The organism is Jeotgalibacillus sp. R-1-5s-1 (assembly GCF_004405105.1).
GTDB lineage: Bacteria > Bacillota > Bacilli > Bacillales > Jeotgalibacillaceae > Jeotgalibacillus.
Genome location: NZ_SORW01000044.1, coordinates 92,396 through 110,565, shown reverse-complemented (window position 1 = coordinate 110,565; position 18,170 = coordinate 92,396). Strand labels below are relative to the sequence as shown.

At 42.7% G+C, this 18,170-nt stretch carries 22 protein-coding genes; 7 read left to right on the top strand and 15 right to left on the bottom strand.

Features of this window, described 5'->3' with window-relative positions; genetic code table 11:
• Positions 1–25 precede the first annotated feature (25 nt).
• Positions 26–898: an AraC family transcriptional regulator gene (locus E2491_RS13305; RefSeq protein ID WP_134376107.1), complete on the bottom strand. Its 873-nt coding sequence runs from the start codon at positions 896–898 to the stop codon at positions 26–28.
• A gap of 113 nt (positions 899–1,011) precedes the next feature.
• Entirely contained in the window at positions 1,012–1,365 is a 354-nt protein-coding gene (locus tag E2491_RS13300) for a DUF2200 domain-containing protein (protein ID WP_134376106.1), read from the bottom strand.
• Positions 1,366–1,532: 167 nt separating this feature from the next.
• Between E2491_RS13300 and E2491_RS13295 the strand changes: the two genes are divergently transcribed.
• The gene (locus E2491_RS13295; RefSeq protein ID WP_134376105.1) at positions 1,533–2,042 is read left to right on the top strand and encodes a GNAT family N-acetyltransferase; all 510 of its coding nucleotides are present in this window, start codon (positions 1,533–1,535) and stop codon (positions 2,040–2,042) included.
• A gap of 19 nt (positions 2,043–2,061) precedes the next feature.
• Here the strand turns inward: E2491_RS13295 and E2491_RS13290 are convergent, their stop codons facing one another.
• On the bottom strand, positions 2,062–2,667 hold the full coding sequence (locus E2491_RS13290; protein ID WP_134376104.1) for a hydrolase: 606 nt from the start codon (positions 2,665–2,667) through the stop codon (positions 2,062–2,064).
• Positions 2,668–2,742: 75 nt separating this feature from the next.
• Entirely contained in the window at positions 2,743–2,961 is a 219-nt protein-coding gene (locus E2491_RS13285) for a hypothetical protein (protein WP_134376103.1), read from the bottom strand.
• Between the two features lie 118 nt (positions 2,962–3,079).
• Here E2491_RS13285 and E2491_RS13280 point away from each other — a divergent pair, with 118 nt between their 5' ends.
• Positions 3,080–3,532: an ASCH domain-containing protein gene (locus tag E2491_RS13280; RefSeq protein ID WP_134376102.1), complete on the top strand. Its 453-nt coding sequence runs from the start codon at positions 3,080–3,082 to the stop codon at positions 3,530–3,532.
• A gap of 48 nt (positions 3,533–3,580) precedes the next feature.
• On the opposite strand, the gene E2491_RS13275 is transcribed toward E2491_RS13280, so the two are convergent.
• The 10 genes from E2491_RS13275 to E2491_RS13225 form a co-directional block, all read right to left on the bottom strand.
• Entirely contained in the window at positions 3,581–4,330 is a 750-nt protein-coding gene (locus tag E2491_RS13275) for a class I SAM-dependent methyltransferase (protein ID WP_371414478.1), read from the bottom strand.
• A gap of 61 nt (positions 4,331–4,391) precedes the next feature.
• On the bottom strand, positions 4,392–4,613 hold the full coding sequence (locus E2491_RS13270; RefSeq protein ID WP_134376100.1) for a hypothetical protein: 222 nt from the start codon (positions 4,611–4,613) through the stop codon (positions 4,392–4,394).
• 484 nt (positions 4,614–5,097) lie between these two features.
• On the bottom strand, positions 5,098–6,999 hold the full coding sequence (locus E2491_RS13265; protein ID WP_134376099.1) for an FtsX-like permease family protein: 1,902 nt from the start codon (positions 6,997–6,999) through the stop codon (positions 5,098–5,100).
• Positions 6,986–7,762: an ABC transporter ATP-binding protein gene (locus E2491_RS13260; protein ID WP_134376098.1), complete on the bottom strand. Its 777-nt coding sequence runs from the start codon at positions 7,760–7,762 to the stop codon at positions 6,986–6,988. The genes E2491_RS13265 and E2491_RS13260 overlap by 14 nt, the downstream gene beginning before the upstream one ends.
• 91 nt (positions 7,763–7,853) lie before the next feature.
• Entirely contained in the window at positions 7,854–8,876 is a 1,023-nt protein-coding gene (locus E2491_RS13255) for a sensor histidine kinase (RefSeq protein ID WP_134376097.1), read from the bottom strand.
• On the bottom strand, positions 8,873–9,556 hold the full coding sequence (locus E2491_RS13250; protein WP_134376096.1) for a response regulator transcription factor: 684 nt from the start codon (positions 9,554–9,556) through the stop codon (positions 8,873–8,875). Before E2491_RS13250 ends, E2491_RS13255 begins: the two co-directional genes overlap by 4 nt.
• A gap of 362 nt (positions 9,557–9,918) precedes the next feature.
• Entirely contained in the window at positions 9,919–10,959 is a 1,041-nt protein-coding gene (locus tag E2491_RS13245) for an NAD(P)-dependent alcohol dehydrogenase (RefSeq protein WP_134376248.1), read from the bottom strand.
• A gap of 208 nt (positions 10,960–11,167) precedes the next feature.
• Positions 11,168–11,533 (bottom strand): DUF805 domain-containing protein, encoded by a 366-nt coding sequence (locus E2491_RS13240; protein WP_134376095.1) that lies wholly within the window; start codon positions 11,531–11,533, stop codon positions 11,168–11,170.
• A 404-nt stretch (positions 11,534–11,937) separates the two neighbouring features.
• The gene (locus E2491_RS13230; protein WP_134376094.1) at positions 11,938–12,753 is read right to left on the bottom strand and encodes a nuclease-related domain-containing protein; all 816 of its coding nucleotides are present in this window, start codon (positions 12,751–12,753) and stop codon (positions 11,938–11,940) included.
• Between the two features lie 126 nt (positions 12,754–12,879).
• Complete coding sequence (locus tag E2491_RS13225) at positions 12,880–13,314, bottom strand: carboxymuconolactone decarboxylase family protein (RefSeq protein ID WP_134376093.1); 435 nt, start codon at positions 13,312–13,314, stop codon at positions 12,880–12,882.
• Between the two features lie 120 nt (positions 13,315–13,434).
• On the opposite strand from E2491_RS13225, the gene E2491_RS13220 reads away from it, so the two are divergent.
• From E2491_RS13220 to E2491_RS13210, 3 genes are all read left to right on the top strand, one after another.
• Complete coding sequence (locus E2491_RS13220; RefSeq protein ID WP_134376092.1) at positions 13,435–13,869, top strand: Lrp/AsnC family transcriptional regulator; 435 nt, start codon at positions 13,435–13,437, stop codon at positions 13,867–13,869.
• Positions 13,870–13,925: 56 nt separating this feature from the next.
• The gene (locus E2491_RS13215; protein ID WP_244093957.1) at positions 13,926–14,942 is read left to right on the top strand and encodes a phosphotransferase enzyme family protein; all 1,017 of its coding nucleotides are present in this window, start codon (positions 13,926–13,928) and stop codon (positions 14,940–14,942) included.
• Positions 14,943–15,037: 95 nt separating this feature from the next.
• A complete protein-coding gene (locus E2491_RS13210; RefSeq protein ID WP_134376246.1) occupies positions 15,038–15,919 on the top strand; it encodes a helix-turn-helix domain-containing protein in 882 nt (293 codons plus the stop codon).
• Between the two features lie 11 nt (positions 15,920–15,930).
• Here E2491_RS13210 and E2491_RS13205 read toward each other — a convergent pair whose 3' ends face one another.
• Complete coding sequence (locus E2491_RS13205; protein WP_134376091.1) at positions 15,931–16,269, bottom strand: hypothetical protein; 339 nt, start codon at positions 16,267–16,269, stop codon at positions 15,931–15,933.
• A 132-nt stretch (positions 16,270–16,401) separates the two neighbouring features.
• Between E2491_RS13205 and lepB the strand changes: the two genes are divergently transcribed.
• Complete coding sequence (lepB, locus tag E2491_RS13200) at positions 16,402–16,938, top strand: signal peptidase I (RefSeq protein WP_134376090.1); 537 nt, start codon at positions 16,402–16,404, stop codon at positions 16,936–16,938.
• A gap of 87 nt (positions 16,939–17,025) precedes the next feature.
• Positions 17,026–18,168: a DUF4085 family protein gene (locus E2491_RS13195; RefSeq protein ID WP_134376089.1), complete on the top strand. Its 1,143-nt coding sequence runs from the start codon at positions 17,026–17,028 to the stop codon at positions 18,166–18,168.
• Positions 18,169–18,170: the final 2 nt, after the last annotated feature.

Below are 18,170 nucleotides of genomic sequence, written 5' to 3'. Positions count from 1 at the left end.
ACAGGCCCGGTAGCAGGCCTGTTTTTTATGCGTTCATCCGTTTGACAGGGATCCAGATTTCACTTTTAAATGTGGGTGAGGTTGTGTCGCTCTGTTCGTTCCAGAGGATTTCGGGTCCTTCTGTTTGTTCGTACTGGCTGGTCGGGAACCATTCAGCATATATTCTACCCCAGATATTTTGCAGCGTTTGAGGGAATGGACCGACTGCTTCGAACACTGCCCAGGTGGAAGGCGCGACTTCAAGCTGATCAAAACCATCCGGGCTTTCGTGTCCTGAAGCAACGCCAATGTAATGATCAAGTTCTCCCTTCTCTTCCATTCTTCCTTCTGAGAAGTTGGCAGAGGCGCTGATCATCCCTGCAGGCTCCACATTGGATAATGCCTTCAGTCTTGTAATGTGATCTTCAGTTAAGCTCTTCCACATCTTTTCAATCTCAGGATTTACCCCTTCAAAAACGATCGGTACTCTCTTTTTTAGTCCGATTACACGAAAAGCATCTTTCTCTACAATCCGATAGTTCATTTCTGTTCCTCCTCTTACTGTTAACTGAAAGGTCATTGGAGGAAATGCCTTTAGCGTTTTTCCTGTATCTCTCGCATCAGCAGGCGACATGCCATGAAAGCTCTGAAAGGCCCGTGCAAATGAATCTGCAGATTGATACCCGTATTTAACCGCAACATCTACAATTCGCTGATCCTTCAGGTCAAATACAGCAAGCGTAAGTCTTCTGAGCCGGATATACTCCGATAATGGAATACCCGCCAGAAAAGAAAACATCCTTCTAAAATGATATTCCGAACAATACGCCCGCCTCGCCACCTCCTGCATCTCAACCTCATCTGTCAAATGCTCCTCAATATAAGTCACGGCCTCATTAAAACGCTTAAGCATATCCATCTCATAACCTCCTTGCAAACAGCATAACAGGGGAAAACTAAACCGGTCCGACAATCTGTGCACATTACTGTAGACTTCAGGGACAGACCCCAACTCTCCCAAACTTTACTCTCTTAAGACTTTCTCAAGATCTTCTCCATCGCCTTTCCTTTAGCGAGTTCATCTATCATCTTATCCATATAGCGGATTTCCTGCATGACTGGCTCCTCGATGTCTTCAACCCGGACACCACAGACTACTCCCTTGATCAGCTTCCGTGAGGGATTGAGCTCCGGTGCTTGAGCTAAAAAGGTTTCAAAATCTGTCTTTGCTTCGAGCTGTTCAGTCAGCTGCGCCTGACTGTACCCTGTCTGCCACCGGATGATTCCATCAACCTCTTCTTTTGTCCGTCCCTTTCTTTCAGCCTTCGCGACGTAATGAGGGTAGACACTGGAAAAGCTCATTGTGTAGATTTTGTGTTTGGTCATGTGTCATACTCCTTTTTTGAAATGACATCAGATTTATGTCAAAAATGATTTTCTATCTTTCATATACCGCAAACTGATCGTTTTTTCCTTCTCACTTTTCATTTTTGTTTTCCGTCATATGATATAGTTGATTTTAAAATCAGACCATAAGAGGCGGAGTGTTGTTCATGCAGAATCAGCTGGAGATTCACCAGTGCGATACGATCAAAAACGAAATCAATTCACTGTCTGAGCTTTTACTGAGGGTTGTTGAGGATGGCGCGTCTATTGGATTTCTGCCGGGTATCACGTTGGATGAGGCTCATGAATATTGGAAGAGTGTGTTGAACCCCGACGTTTTTCTATTTATAGCAAGGGTCGATCATCATCTGGCTGGAAGCATCCAGCTTCATTTGTGCACAAAACCAAACGGTCTGCACCGGGTTGAAATCGCCAAGCTGATGACGCATCCGGACTACCGGCGGCAGGGAGTTGCAAAGCATTTAATGAAGAAAGCAGAGGAACAGGCGCAAGCGTTGAACAAATCACTGATCGTGCTCGATACACGTGAAGGAGATCCATCAAACCTTCTCTACACATCCATGAATTATCAGCAGGCCGGTAAAATCCCAGGCTATGCCCAATCAGCCTCAGGTGAACTGCACGCAACTGTTTTTTATTACAAAGAATTAAGGTAGACAGAGGCGTCCTCTCCGTCTACCTTAAACACTGAAGGCACATGATTCCTTTTTCAACAGAGGTTTCAATGTAGCCGATAATTTGCTCAAAGGTGAACACGGACAAATCTAGTTCAATGTCCTGTTTATTGATCTCCATATCTTCAAGCATGTAGGGGATAAAATTTAGCAAATCTTTCTTTGTTACTTCTTCCGTTTCAATCATAGAGAAAGATTTTTTCAGATAGCACGTTATTTCCGCTGAAGCATCGTAATGTTCCAGTAATTTGCTGTTCAGCAATCGAAAATCATGATGATAGCGCTGAAATACTTCTTCATCCTTTTCCATCCGGTTGCGCAGCCACGGCAGGTAAAACCCTTTTAACCACAGATCATCTGCAATCAAATGGGTATAATACCCCTGAATAAATGGATCATCCTTTTTCATCGCATACTTCTTCAAAAACTCATCATAGGCAATATTTCTTGAATAATCTTTTAAATCTCCACGATAAAAATGTGACAACTCCTTAGATGAAGCCGCATCAGCTGCAATTCCACCTAAAAGAAAAGCAGACCGATCCTCAATCCGTATTGCTTCCGCTATTTGATTCGCAATGATGATATGCATCACTCTTGAACCCATCAACAAACACTGCCTTTAATTTGTATTTTCATCTGTTGTTCTGCATGCTGCGCCAGAATCGCAACAGCCGATCCTCTACCACAAAGGTTCATCCCTATCACTCAGCTTAATCCGGAAAAATAAAAAAGGAACAACAATCAAACTGATCCAGCCCAGGGTAAAAAGATTCTTAGTTTCTTGTGAAATGTATTGTGTCGTGCCGCAGTTCGAACATTTCTTACCGCTCTTTGAAAAACCTAATGACCACACCTCACTGATTTTCCATTTAGACTGGCAATGCGTACAGCGAGCCATAAATTGACCTCCTTTTCATTATAATATTAGTACGTTGCAGATAAATAAGAGGTTTCACGTTCACATTGACTTAAATGCTATGATTACACTATGACATAGCATTTTCCAGGAGGTCACGATGAATAAGGCAGCACAAAAATATTGGAATAAATACTGGGAATCACAGACCGGTGACAAGCCACAAAAAGTGAGCGCCTGGCAATTTGGAGAATCACCGGATTATTTGGCTCAATTAGTGATCGATGGGATCAAGACAGCCACGTGTTCAGGTCACGTCTTTTACGAGCTTGAAAACGAGCCGCTCCCTGCCGTGAATGATTACAACATTATCCTAAATGGAGCAGACGAACCGGTTGTCATGACGAGAACAGTGAGTGTTCAAATCATGCCAATGAACGAGGTTCCTGAGGAGTTTGCGGTAGCTGAGGGCGAAGGCGATCGGACTTATCAATACTGGTGGGACACGCATGTCAGGTTCTTTAAAGAAGATTTAGGCAGAGTCGGACTTTCCTGGTCAGAGGATATGATGGTGGTGTGCGAGCGGTTTGAAGTGGTGGATGTGATACGGTGAAAAAACGCAGCGGAGATGTCAGATCTCTCCGCTGCGTTTTTAGTTCGATTATTTGGTAGCCTCATAGGTGATCACCTGATTGGCACTGACCGGATAGGTGCCGTATTCGTAATCAGCTGAAATGACAACCTCTTTAAATCCAATCTGCTTCAGAATAAGCACCATTTCCTCTACTCCGTACCATCTCAGAGGAAAAACTTCGAGTTCGGTATCAACTAATTTGTCATTTTTCCATTTTTCATATTTATGATGGCTGTATTTTACCTGATTTACAAAATCCACATTCACCAATGTCCCTTCTATGGTGATGGATTCATTTTCCCCACACTTTATCAGTCTTTTGAAAATGCTGCCTGTCTGAAAGTCACCAGGCAAATCTAAATCTATGATTAGCCTGCCCCCAGCTTCTAAATGACGATAAAAGCATTTTAAAGCGGAGATCGATTGTTCCCTGTCATGCAAAAGCAGGAATGAGCCTGCAGGGAGGATAATTGCCTCAAACTGTTCATCCAGCTCAAAGGTAGACATATCCATTTTAGACACGTCTGCCTTCAACTTTCTTTCTTCTAAATGCGCCCTGCAAAACGCAAGCATGTCATCAGACAAATCAAATCCACTGATATCGATTCCTTTCTCAAGCAAAGGAATCAGCACACGCCCATTCCCAACCGCAGGCTCCAGCACTTTTCCCCTTACATCCTTCAACCTGTTCTCATAATACTCCACATCTCCAAACGACTTCCCGATGTATTTATCAAGATCATAAAACGCTGAAGATAACTTGCCGTAATAACTCAAAATGTTGGCCTCCTTTTATGTAGACAAGGGTCAATATAGAGTTCAGGCATGTCCCTGAGGGCTACAATGAAAAACTCCACACAACCAGTCCCATGCTGATGATCCCCCATAATGCAGCTGCAGCGATCCACTGAATGACCGATTGGGAATGCGCTTTTGCATCAGGATGCTCACTATTTTCCTTAATAAATGCAACCTTCCATTCCATCTTTCTTTTCATTGAAAACAGAAAAACAAAACCGGCTGTAATTATCGTGATGTTTAACAAAATTAGTGCACTCAAATTGATCACTCCGTTTCTTTAAAAGTCGGGCGTGCCTTCAGTTTTTTCTGATGATCACTGAGAGGCACACGGTACCAAATAAAAGGATATGTGCTAATGGACGATCAAGGACTCCATTTGAAGTGTAAACTGCAAACAATAGCTCCTCCCATGAAAGGCGAAGTAAAAAAGAAATTGATATTAATATAATAAAATACCTATTTATAGAAGTAAATGGAATTGTATTGTTTATGGTAGTTTTTAAATCGTTTGGATTATTATTTGTCGCGTTCCAGAAAATATATGTATCGTTTCAGATTTTTATAGTATCGTTACCCTTTCAAACCAACGTTTTTGTATCGATCCACCGCGGAATTGTTATGATTCAAAATAGAAATGTACTGTTCCAACATTTAATTGTATCGTTCCAAAACCACCCACCAAAGGCAGAAAAAAGGCCTGCCCCTGAAGTCTACAATAGACTCTAGGGACAGACCCCCATTCACTACGCTCTGATCGCACGCGTTATTTCGCTGCGGGAGTTGGTGATGCTTAGGATATAAAACGCTAGATAGATCAGAGTAAAGATGCTGATTGAGATGATGACAGGTACTGTGATGTTAGTTCTAAATAGAAAGGCAATGGATTTCAAGGCAAAGTAGGTGTGGCCAAGTCCAATCATAAGCGGAATCGCGAAGAATAGGAGTTGTTTTCGCCCAACACCGCTCATCATGTTGCCAACGGTAAAGCCGAGCTGCCGAAGTGTGCGGTAGCTTCCTTTCTCTTCCTCGACCTCTGTCATCTGCTTAAAATAAAGAATGCTGCCCGTTGCACTTAAGAACACAATACCTAAAAATCCTGCGATAAAAATGAGAACACCAGACATCTCCATTCGCTTCAGCGTTTCATCTACATTGGTGCTATACAGTACGCCTTCTTCAGGATCCGGTGAAATATCATGATACAATTCATTAGCACGTTCCCGTTCAGCCTGATCCTCCAAGTTAAATGTGAAATAATTAGAATTGTAATCAGGTTTTACTGCGCGGTAATCCTCATCATTTAAAGCAAATACATTGAATTGAACGCCATAATTCAATGCTGCTTTATTTTTTATTTCCACTAGTTCAAATGATTTCCCCTCTAATTTCACAGTCGTATCTTCAGGCATTGATGGCACGACCATGCCGCCAAAGTATACGGCTTCTCCTGGTTTGACTGATACCTCAACCCCTGCTTCACTCAAATCGCTCGCCGAAACAATAGTCGGATGATTTGATTCAATAGGAATGCCAAGACCCTGATCAAAGTTCTGATAGGTCACATCATGAGAAAATGTTTCAATCACATGATGATCATACGAGAGATTTTCTTCTTTCATTTTTTGTTCAAAGTCAGCAGGAGCGCCAAGTTCATTTGCCATATCATCAAAAATAAAATCATGCGGATATAAAATATCTGCTTCCTCTTCAGCAGAGTAATATAGAGAATATGCGCCCGTTACCAGCGTAAGTGTAATCGCAGAAAGCGTAGCGATTAACGTCAGCATTCTCGCATTGCTCTTCAGGCGGTGGATCAGTGGAGCCAGCGACAGCGCATGCTTGAACTGTAAGTGACCGTCCATCTGTTTCCGGTAAAGGGTCAGCAGCCAGCCGATCGAGACGCGGAACACAAGATAGGTACCTAATACAGTTGAGAATAACACGACAAGCATATTGATCAATAACATGGCATTGAGCATTCTTCCTGAAAGCCAATAGCCAAAGGCCACAAGCAAAATCCCGGCAAGTCCCATCATCAGCTGACGGACTGGTTTTATTTCACGGATCTGTTCTGTTTCAGCTTTAGACTGAAACAGCTGGACCAGCGTGTGCTTTCGCACGAATTTGATCGTCTGCCAGGATGTCACCACGAGCAACAACAGAAGCAGTACACCAGTTTGCAACAGCGCTGCAGTAGAAAATTGAAAGCCAACGCTCATGTCAAAACGCATGATTTCGAAAAATAATAGCAGGAACAGTCTAGAAAAAAGGAGCCCTAATAGCGTACCCACGAGTGCTGCTAATGTCATCATGATCATGTTTTCAATCAGCAGCATCCGTATAACCGCTCCCCGCGACAGACCAATCAGCTGATACAGCCCAATCTCTCTGCCGCGCCTTTTGAAGAACAGACTTTTCGCATAAGTGACGAAAACAAGCATGATCGCTGCAAGGAAAAAGACACCAGTCCGGAACGACGCACCAATGCCTTGTGCGAATGAAACCGCCTGCGTGATCACCTCACTGTATTGCATCGTACTAAAAATAAAATAAAGCATCACACTGAAAATCAGTGAGAAAAAGTACAGGTAATATTGACGGATGTTGGCGAGCATATTGCGCCGGACGAGCTCACTTAACTTCATGGATCGTCCCTCCAAGCACACCCTGCACGTTTAAAATATCGTTAAAAAATGCCTGGCGGCTGCGACCGCCGCGATGAAGTTCTGTATAAAGCCGGCCATCCTGCAAAAACAGCACACGGCTGCAGTAGCTTGATGCCAGCGGATCGTGCGACACCATCATAATTGTAACGCCATTTTGACGATTCAGCTCTTCCATTTTACCTAACAGGACAGCTGCTGATTTGGAATCCAGCGCGCCGGTCGGCTCATCTGCAAAAAGAATTTTCGGCTCATGAATTAACGCGCGTGCTGCAGACGTCCGCTGTTTTTGACCACCTGACAGCTCGTGTGGATACTGGTTCGCTACGTGGGCAATGTCAAACGCATTGGCCAAACGTGCATAAGTGGCTTCCACATCTTTTTTAGCATGACCGCCCAATGACATTGGTAGCAGAATGTTTTCTTTAGCCGTGAGCGTTTCAAGTAGATTATAGTCCTGAAAAATAAAGCCAAGCTCTTTTCGCCGGAATTCAGACAAACGCTTATCACGCATCGCTGTCACATCCGAGCCATCAATGACGATACTTCCGGAAGTGGCCGTATCAATGGTGGCAAGGACATTCATAAAAGTCGTTTTCCCTGCTCCTGAAGGACCCATAATCCCGACGAATTCTCCCGCCTCTACATTTAGATCAAGCCCTTTTAATACTTCAATGGGCTGTTTTTTCGTTCCGAAGGTTTTTCGTATGTTTCGTGCCGTTAAAAGTGATTTTGATTGAGACATTGTTAACGCTCCTTCCCTGTTCTGTCTCCATCATAAGCAACCCGCAGTTGACAATCGTTCGATTTACATGACAATGCAGGTGACATTTTTGTCACGTTGTGTGATAGGGTTTTTGAAACGCATCAGGTGACGGGAAAATCAGCCGTGCGCATGTTCCCGTTTGATCTGATCGTATATCTATTTTGATGCCAAACGAATCTGCAGCCTGTTTCGCTAAATACAGGCCGAGCCCCGTCGCATTGCTCTGTCGCCTGCCTGCTTCGCCTGTATACCCCTTTTCAAAAATGCGGGGCAGATGCTCTGGTTTAATCCCAGAGCCCTGATCGCGTATCAGAATTTCTTCAAAACGATCATTTTTCTCAGCCGAAATGGTAATTTCGCTCTGGTCCGGACTGTATTTAACAGCATTGGAGAGCAGCTGACGAAAGACAAACCGGCTCCATTTTAAATCAGTCAGTACGATGAGTTCCTCCCCCTCTATATCAAAACCGATTCCCCTCGCCCGGCAGATGGCAGACTGTGCCTTGATTTCAGGAAAGATGATTTGCCCGGCTTCTGCGTGCTCCATGACTGTGTCATGCTCAATCGACGAAAGCCTTGCCTGATAAAGCTGCTGCTCTAAAAGAAAATGCAGGCGGCTCCATTCAAGCTCCACCTTTTGCATCGCGGGATGATCCTTCTCAGCATCAATCTGCAGCTTTAATGAAGTCAGCGGCGCCTTCATTTCATGCACCCACGCTTCAATATCAGCTGCCTTCAGTGATTGGGTTTCTTCACTTCCCTCCGCCTGACTTCGCGCAAGACGCGATGCTTCCGAAATCACGGTTTGTAAACGTTTCTCTGAGTGACTCCTTGCTTCCGGCAGGAGCGTTTCCCAATCCTTGAGGTCATTTTCTAATGTGATTTCTTCCATTTCTTTTAAATACCTCGTTTCCCGTTTATCCCGCCAAACGAGAAAAGGAATAAAGCAGATAATCAGCACACCATTAAAGTACAGGACGCTCATCGTACTTAGCGCAAGACCCTGGTCTAGCCAAAAAAGAAGATTGGCGAAAACGAGTATTAATACAAAGGCCGCGATCCAGCTTTTCTTATCAGCAAGATAATGGATCATCGGCTCACCGCCATATAACCAATCCCTTTTTTCGTAATGATGACATCCTCCATCCCAAGTTCAGCAACCTTTTGACGCAGCCGGCCAATGTTGACCGTCAGCGTGTTGTCATTGACAAAGCGCTCATCATCCCAAAGCTTCCGGATCAGCGTGTCACGCGGCACAATTTCGTTTGGATGCTCAAGTAGAATCGCCAGGATATAGAGCTCATTTTTCGTTAAATCCATCGTCTGATTATGTAAGGAAAGGGTGCCTTTTTTCAAATCAAGTTGAGCTCCGTTCCACGTTTGGACGGGGCTTTCCGCCGGAGTATCCTGATATTCATAGGTGCGGCGGGCAATCGCCTGAATTTTAGCCACGAGCACCTCCATGTTATACGGCTTCTGCACATAATCATCCGCACCAAGCTGCATCGCCATCACCTGATCCATCGGATGATCACGCGAGGAGAGGAAAATAATCGGCACCTTCGACTCGCTCCGGATCTCACGGCACCAGTAAAACCCGTCAAACGCCGGCAGCTGAATATCCATCAGCACAATATGAGGAGCCTCCTCCCGAAAGCTGTTCATCACATCCTGAAAATCTGTTGGGACCGACACCTCGAATCCCCACTGCACAAGGTGCCGCTCCATCTGCTCTACAATCTGTCTGTCATCCTCCACCAGAAAAATATTCATCTTCAAGAACCACCTGTTTTTGTTATGTTATAGGGATAGAATACCATATTTTGAGGGGTGGGGTTCGGCGAGTTGGGATCTGTTCAGCGGGGGGAATGCTGAGTGGAATTGTAACGTTCGTTCGGGTTATTCAATCGATTCGATTTATATTTGTCGCGTTCCAGGAAATATATGTATCGTTTCAGATTTTTATTGTATCGTTAGCCTTTCAAAACAGCGCTTTTGTATCGATTCACCACAAAATTGTTATGCTTCACAGAAGAAATGTACGGTTTCAGCATTTAATTGTATCGTTCCAAAATCACCTGCACTACACTAAAAAAGATGAAGCACCCATGGCGCTTCATCCTTCACATCAGTTATTAAATCGTGCTTGTATCAATCACAAAACGGTATTTGACGTCTGATTTGAGTACGCGGTCGTAGGCTTTGTCGATGTCGTCTGCTGAGATGACTTCGATTTGCGGAGCGATGTCGTGTTCGGCACAGAAGTCCAGCATTTCCTGTGTCTCACGAATGCCTCCAATTAGTGAACCTGCGAATGAGCGTCGGTGCGGAATAAGTGAGAACACGTTGATATCAAGCGGTTCTGCTGGTGCACCTACGTTTACAAGTGTTCCGTTCAGGTCAAGCAGTGACAAATACTGATTCATATCAATCTTTGCGCTGACCGTATTGATGATCAGATCAAATTTACCGGCAAGCTTTTCGAATGTTTCTTTTTCACTCGTTGCATAATACTCACTTGCACCAAATTTCATGCCGTCTTCCTGTTTGTTAAGCGTCTGCGAAAGAACAGTCACTTCAGATCCCATGGCGTGTGCAATTTTAACCGCCATATGACCAAGTCCGCCCATTCCGATGACAGCCACTTTTTTATCAGGGCCTGCATTCCAGTGGTTTAAAGGTGAGTACGTTGTAATACCTGCGCAAAGCAGTGGAGCAGCTTTATCAAGTGGAATGTTGTCAGGAATTTTCAGGACGAAATCCTCTGTGACAACGATGTGCGTAGAGTAGCCACCCTGCGTATAATCACCGTATTTATCAACGCCGGCGTAGGTTGGGATATTGCCTTTTAAGCAATATTGCTCCTCACCTTCCTGGCAGTTCTTGCATTTACCGCACGAATCGACCATACAGCCGACCCCTACACGATCGCCTACCTTGTACTTCTTCACGTCTTTTCCTACCTCAGTGACAATCCCGGCGATTTCATGTCCGGGAACGAGCGGATACTGAACCTCGCCCCATTCACCATGCGCTGTATGAATGTCCGAGTGGCAAATGCCCGCAAACTTAATCTCAATCAATACATCCGTTGCATCCAACGCCCGGCGTTCAATCTCAGCAGCACGAAACGAATCCTTCGGACCATCCACCGCTCTCGCTTTCGCTGTTACCATCATAAAACCTCCTGCTCACTTTTATGTAACGTGAAAAAACACGTCGATAAGTGTTTTCCCTTTGTGCAGGAGGTTAATCATGAGAGAGCGCATTGGGAGTGTGGAGTTGGGGTCTGTTCCTGAAGTCTTCGGTAGAGTTTAGTATATACTCTTTTTACCAAATTAAAAAAAGCGGCTGCTCCCGTAATCAGGAACAACCACTCTTTTATTATATTGCGATATCACTTGCAGCACCGGACTTAGGATTTGGTCCGTATTGATTGTCTGGTACACTATCTAAACATTCGAAAACTAATAGAATAATTGCACCTACAAAAGGTACCAGAGAAATCAAAATCCACCAGCCGCTTTTTCCGATATCATGCAAACGACGAACCGTTACAGCCAAAGATGGTAAAATAATGGCTAACGAGTAGATACCAGATAGGAAAGCCGGAATTTCCAGAACCAATTCAATAACTGAAAGAGCAAGGACAATAAGGAAATTGATTAAATTAAACATCCAAAACTCTTTTCTTCTAGCTCTCCCACTGAAAGTAACATAGTTTTTTAATACTTTTAAATACCACTGCATAAAAACACTCCTCTCTTTTGAATTCTTAGACATAATTAGATAAATAAAATAATGTCGATTTAGTTTAGCACATATTCAACATCATTTATATTATCTCGAAAAAATTTTATTGTGAAAAAATGTTATCTATTCCGCTAACATTTAAATCACTTACCCTTTTATTTTCTATTTAAAACCATTTGTGTAAATATCCTTACAAACCTTTTTATAGATCCTATAAAATAACTTTTTCAACGCGTTTACAATCTTCACTACACATCTTCTATATCCTTTAATGCACCGACACTCAATGATCAAAACACTTTTGCGCATCAATCATCCTGAGTTTTCTTAGTATGAGCCTTTCTGTTTCTATTTTAGGTGTACCTGAATAGTTGATCCTGGATTAATCTCCTAGCCCTGTTTCACTGAACTGCTTTCTGATGTTCATAACAATAGATTTTCCCTTTGAATTTTTGGTTCGTTAAACAAAAGTTCTTAACTTTATCTGAAACTGTCTTATTGCATACATTGCACTTTGAATCAGAGGGAGTATTTTCTTTTTTCAACAGCTCATTGTGTTCTTTTCGTGCATGAGGGTCTGAAATATTTGCTGTTGAAAATGCTTGGTAAATACCTTGAAGGTCTCCAGATGACAATAACGGTTCTTTATGTTGAATTTTAGTTACAGATATTTTCCGATTAATAAATTCGGACAGTTCAATGTCATACATAATCAATTCGTTTGATGCGATTTTACGGTAATCTGCATCCACCTTAAATGTAGAACGTTTCGTAAAAGAAACCATAGACACGAAGGAGTCGTGATATTTATGGTCGAGCAATAATTTCAGTGATTGAATATGTCCATAATTTTGCACAAACGGGTTCATCATCTTAAACTTTCCATTAACCAGCCATGTTTTTCGATCCTTCCCTCCATAGATGGTTCCTTGATAATTTTTAGTCTCGATAACAAAGATGCCATAAGGCGTCAAAACAACATGGTCGATCTGTGAATACCCGGATTTTGATTTCGGATTTTTCAGCATCAGATCACTTAAATATGTACAATCTTTTGGAAGCTGGTCTAATTGAATGTTAATCTTATATTCTCCAATCTCCCCCTTCCTCGCAGCCACTTTTTCATTAGTTTTGCTTTTAGGAACTTCCTTTTGTTTAGTTTGAACAGCTGGTACATCCTTTTTAGTTTTTTTAAACAATGATAGAAATGACAGCATAATGAACCCCTTTCTTTTAGTAGTGTCTCTATTGTATCTTTCGAAGTGGGTATTAACTACTAAAATCGAGTCAGGATTATTTCCAGAGCGTTCGCCTGTTTCTTTTTAGGTGTATCTGGCAGCTGGTCAAATATTTCCCCTACCCATTTTATTTTCCGGCTGTAAATCCATCATCGCGCCAAAATACTGTGAAGCTGTTGAAAATGCGATGAACGCACAAAGCTCACTGATTTCTACATCAGTAAAATGCTTCTTTAAAATGTTAAACTGACCATCTGATATCTTACCTTTTTGTTTAAGAAAAACTTCTGCAAATCCCGCAGCCAGAGATGTTTTTTCATCAAATAAATCAGTTTCTGGCGCTCCCTTTGCTTTGCAGTATTCACAACCATTTCCCTGAGCTAATGTTCTTCTTACCTGTTCTTTTAAACCTGATGATAACTGTTGGTCCTTTTCAAGCATTTCTCCCAATTCCCCCCATCCATTCATCACTTCCTCATTATGTCCCAACAGCCTTTGAAATGGAGTACACCCACATTCTGATTCGCTAATTCTTGCCACATTCATTACCTCCTTTTATATTTATACTATCTAACTTTTCCAAGCGATTACATTAAATGAGAATCGTATTTTGTTAAATTATTTTATTAAATTTACGAGTATGGAGGTTTTTCGTTAAAAATGAAAATTGATTCGATTGATAAAAAAATATTGGACGAACTTTCTAATCATAGTCGTTTGTCTATGAGTGAACTTGGCAGAAGAGTTAACCTGTCTTCCCCCTCTGTCACTGAGCGCGTGAGACAAATGGAGTCTTTTGGCATTATTAAAAAATATACATTAGAAGTGGATTTCAGCAAATTAGGCTACCCTGTCCAATGCATCATCGAGGCCACCGTAAAAAACGGAGATTATCAGGCTTTTAGAAATTACATCGAAACTTTACCCAACGTTGAATTCTGCTATCGAATCGCCGGACAAGCCTGCTACATGCTCAAAATGCAGTTCGAAACCTTTGCCAAAGCCGAAGAATTTATCGAAACCGTAAACCCATATGCACACACCGTCACCCACTTTATTTTTTCTCAAGTAGAAACCGAATTGAGACTAAAGTAATTTCGAACGTAGAGTTGAGGCCTGTCCCTAAGTCTACAATCTACAGGAGGATGTATATGACTACGATTCAAGACATGATTTCTTCAGCTATTAGAAATTACGGGCTGAACACAAGTACGCTGAAAGTACTTGAGATTTTGCCTGAGAATGCTCATGGAGACCTTCATTTTAAGATCGAGGTTGATGGTGTTTGTTATTCCGCACGTTTTGTTGGATCAGATCGTTATGATCATGATGTGTTTGGGTATTTAACGGATGATGTTCTCGTTGAACAAATGAGGTTTTGTGATTATTTGAATGATCATGGAATTCCTTTTATGCTCCGAAAAACTCCTGCTGACGGAAGTACCTTTATTCATTTCACATGGGACAATGTCCATTATCGATTTTTGCTTTTCGAATGGATTGAAGGCGAACATATTACACATTGTACACCAGACATCGCTTATAAATTTGGCGTTCTGGCACGCCGGTATCACGACGTTTCCGGCTCTTTTGACTCTCCGTTACCTCGGATATCACATTTAGTGGGATATCAGAAATTCATCGGCATGATTCAAAGTGACTTGGATTCAGTCGCCTTATCAAACGAAGATAAACAGTTGCTGCAAGCATACATAAATCAATCTGAACATCTTATCAAGTGTTCATTTTCGGACGCTCCAGACTTTATCATGCAATCCGACTTAAACCCGCTTAATATCATTTGGGGTGGACATGATGATGTCATCGGGATCATTGATTTCGAACATATTGGCTATACCGATCGCATTGAATGCCTGGCCTGGCTGATCAAATGGTATTCGCGAACACATGGCATCGGAAGCAGTGAAGTCTCTTCGTTTTCCGCACAAAGCTTATTACGGGGTTATCGGGCAGAAGAATTTCTCACATCAAAAGACATCGTCCGGTTACAATCCCTCGTCTGGTTGTCAGGCTGTCTGAACTGGGGATTTGTTGTCGGCGCACTCGATATATTGAACGAACGAAATGGCAGGAGCCAGTCGGAGTTGAAGGAGCATTTAAAAGCTTATCAGCTAAGAGGCGAGAAGCTATTGGCATTGTTGACTTAAAGCTCGGAAGTATTGGGTCTGCATTCTACTTTAGCAAAAAAAGTCAAAAACAATCTTAAACGTTTTGCTATGATTTGGTTAAGGCAGGTGACATGATGACGAATGATGTGATTATTCGGAGGACGATTGAGTGGATGGAGGGGCATTTGCATGAGGAGGTGACGGCTGAGGATATTGCTGCACAGGCAGGATTTTCGAAGTTTCATTTCCACCGACTATTTCAGAGTGCGGTTGGGATGTCTTTTACAGAGTATTTGCGATTGAGACGGCTGACGAATGCAGCTCTGGCACTGATACATACGGATGAGCGGATTATTGATATTGCTATGCATTACTGTTTCGATTCTCAGGAGGTATTTACAAGGGCTTTTAAAAAGGTATATGGGTTTCCACCCGGGCAATATCGCAGGCAAATGATGAGTTTGATGAAAATGAAGGAGGAAAAGCAAATGGAAGAGACGTTAAAAGGCTGGTTTTTAAGTGGTAGTCATCCATTTAATTATGAAATGGGTGCTGATGTAGAGACCGTTCACCAGGGTAAGCAATCCGGATATCTGAAGTCGAAGACCGTTACGCCTGCAGAGGGTGAATTCGCGACGATGATGCAGCAGTTTAAAGCTGATCGCTACCGTGGGAAAAGAATGAAACTGTCTGCCTTTTTGAAGACAGAAGACGTGCAGCATATGGCTTCATTGTGGATGCGGGTAGATAGTGCCTCTGAGGAAGTGCTGCAGTTTGATAATATGAGTGATCGTCCAATCCAGAGCACTTCAAACTGGAACCATTACACCATCGTGCTGGACATTCCGGAAAACAGTGCGGTCATCTCTTTTGGCATGATCCTCTCCGGGTCCGGCTGCATCTGGGCTGACAGCGTGACATTTGAAGAGGTGGACGAAAAAACCCCGACTACTAATTTACAGACGGAGATCGTGATGCTTGATGAACCGGTGAATCTGGCTTTTGAAGAATCTTAATGCGCGAATCATCATAAATGATTTGCGTAAATGACTGAATGATTAGAGTCAATAAACCTTATCGTGAATTCTTCTCCCAGCTCCTGTTGAACTTCCTCCGACAACAGGAGTCCTTTTTGATTGAATCGGGTCTCAAGTTCAAGCCCTCCAGGTCGTAATTGGTCCACGTCCCAATCAATCCAATTCCCATATTCGGCTGCCCACTGTACTAGTTCCTTTATTAACTTTGCGGAAACAGGCAGATCTTCAATATCCAAGTTACACCCGCAATGATGACACCAAACCGGATCTGCTCCGATGTCCCCTTCTATGTTGATTTCCTGAATATCTCCGCAAATTAAACAATTCATTTTTGATGCACCTCTTTCAGTGTAGTATCGGGGTCTGTCCCTACCCTCTATCTTTTGTAAAATATTCTCAATACCCGTTCTATATGGTAACATAATGACTATCAAAAGGGGCAACCTTCCGGGGGGATAAAAATGGATGAAAAGATGAAAAAAGAAATGCTGTCGTGGGTGAAGTCCATCGTGATAGCAGTGGTCATCGTCTTTGTTTGCAGGCAGTTTATTTTTGAACCGATTGCTGTTCGTGGTGAATCGATGCTGCCGACGCTTGAGCATAATAATCGGGTTGTGATCTCGAAAACGTCTGATATTGAGCGGTTTGATATGATTGTTTTTGATGCCCCAGATGCCAATGCAAAGTACGTGAAAAGAGTCGTTGGCGTACCAGGGGATCATATTGAAATGAAGGACGATGTTTTATACATAAACAGTCAGGCATATGACGAAGATTACGTAAAACAGAGTACGACATTAAGCAGGACAACGCAGGACTTTACACTGGAAGAACTTACTCAAGTCTCCATCATACCGGAAGGCCATTATTTCGTTTTAGGTGACAACCGCAGAAAAAGCAATGACAGCAGAGAATTCGGATTAATTTCCGCAGACACCGTGCTTGGAGAAGTGAAACTGCGGATTTATCCGTTTGATGAAATCGAAATAACAGAATAACGTAGAGAAGGGGTCTGTCCCCAAAGTCTACCGTAGACTTTAGGGACAGACCCCTTCTCTACCGACTCTACCTGTAGGAGTGAGAACATGAAAATTACAGAAATGACTTGGAATATTGATAAAGAAATGAAAGAACTGTTTCGGAAGCAGGTGATTTTGCCGATCCCTGAGTCGGATGATGAATGGAGCATCATGTTAGATGAGGCAGCTGAAGAAGAGATTGATTTATCAGGTCAGATGACAGAGGACTTAAATGAGGCGAAAGAGGAACTGAGCAGTGTTCTCCCTGATCGATTCCTACCTTATCTGGAAAACGGAACACTTAATCAGCCTGATTTGCCGACTGATGTTCGCGAAGATTATTTGCAGTGGATCCGGGAATCAGAAATTGCATTTGAGTCAAAGCTGAATGCTGCATTTGAAAATAAAGAAAAGGCGGCAGTTCATTTATCCAGCGAAGCGCAGAATGTGTTTACTGACAGCCTGCATGACGGTGTTATTCAGCTTGTGGAGCGAAACGGAAACTCCCTTCGGTTGCATGTGAATAACGAAAACGGCTTTTCAACAAAAGCAATGGTGATTCTGGACTTTAAAGGGATTACCTCTGAGGAATCAGATGAACCTATTCAAACTGGCCAATGGTTTATTTATGATGAATTGCAAAAAACAGATGATGGCTTTGCGCTGCGTGTGTTGTTCGATTGTCCTGAAAGTCAGTGGACGATTCATATGAAGGAGCTTGAAGCCGAGGCTCTTTTCCGGCCTAAGCAGTATGTGACATTAAAGGATGAAGATAAGCTGGATGGGCTGCCGGTGACTGAATATCTTACACTCTTAAATCCAGAGCACAGCTACCGATTCATTTCACCAACTGAGGATATCAGTATTTCGCTAAACGATGAGTGGGCACTAGATGATCCTCATGCGATTGATTATATCTACACGAATGTTTTCGAGGATCCGTACGCTCATTTCAACGAGCCAATGCCTTCTGATCAGATTTTGGACGCTGCCTTAAGCGAAAATATTCAGCTGCAGGTACAGGCGTGGAACACCCTTTATCACAATCCCCAAGAACACAGGCAAATCATTAACCAGCTTCTGCGTGGTATCGAACTGACCGGTGAAAATGAAATGGTGATTGGTTTGTATGTTCAGCATTTTTATGATGCAGCCGTGTTGGATGAGGAAAATATACGGAAATTTGATGTGTTGATTGAGCGAAGTTAAGG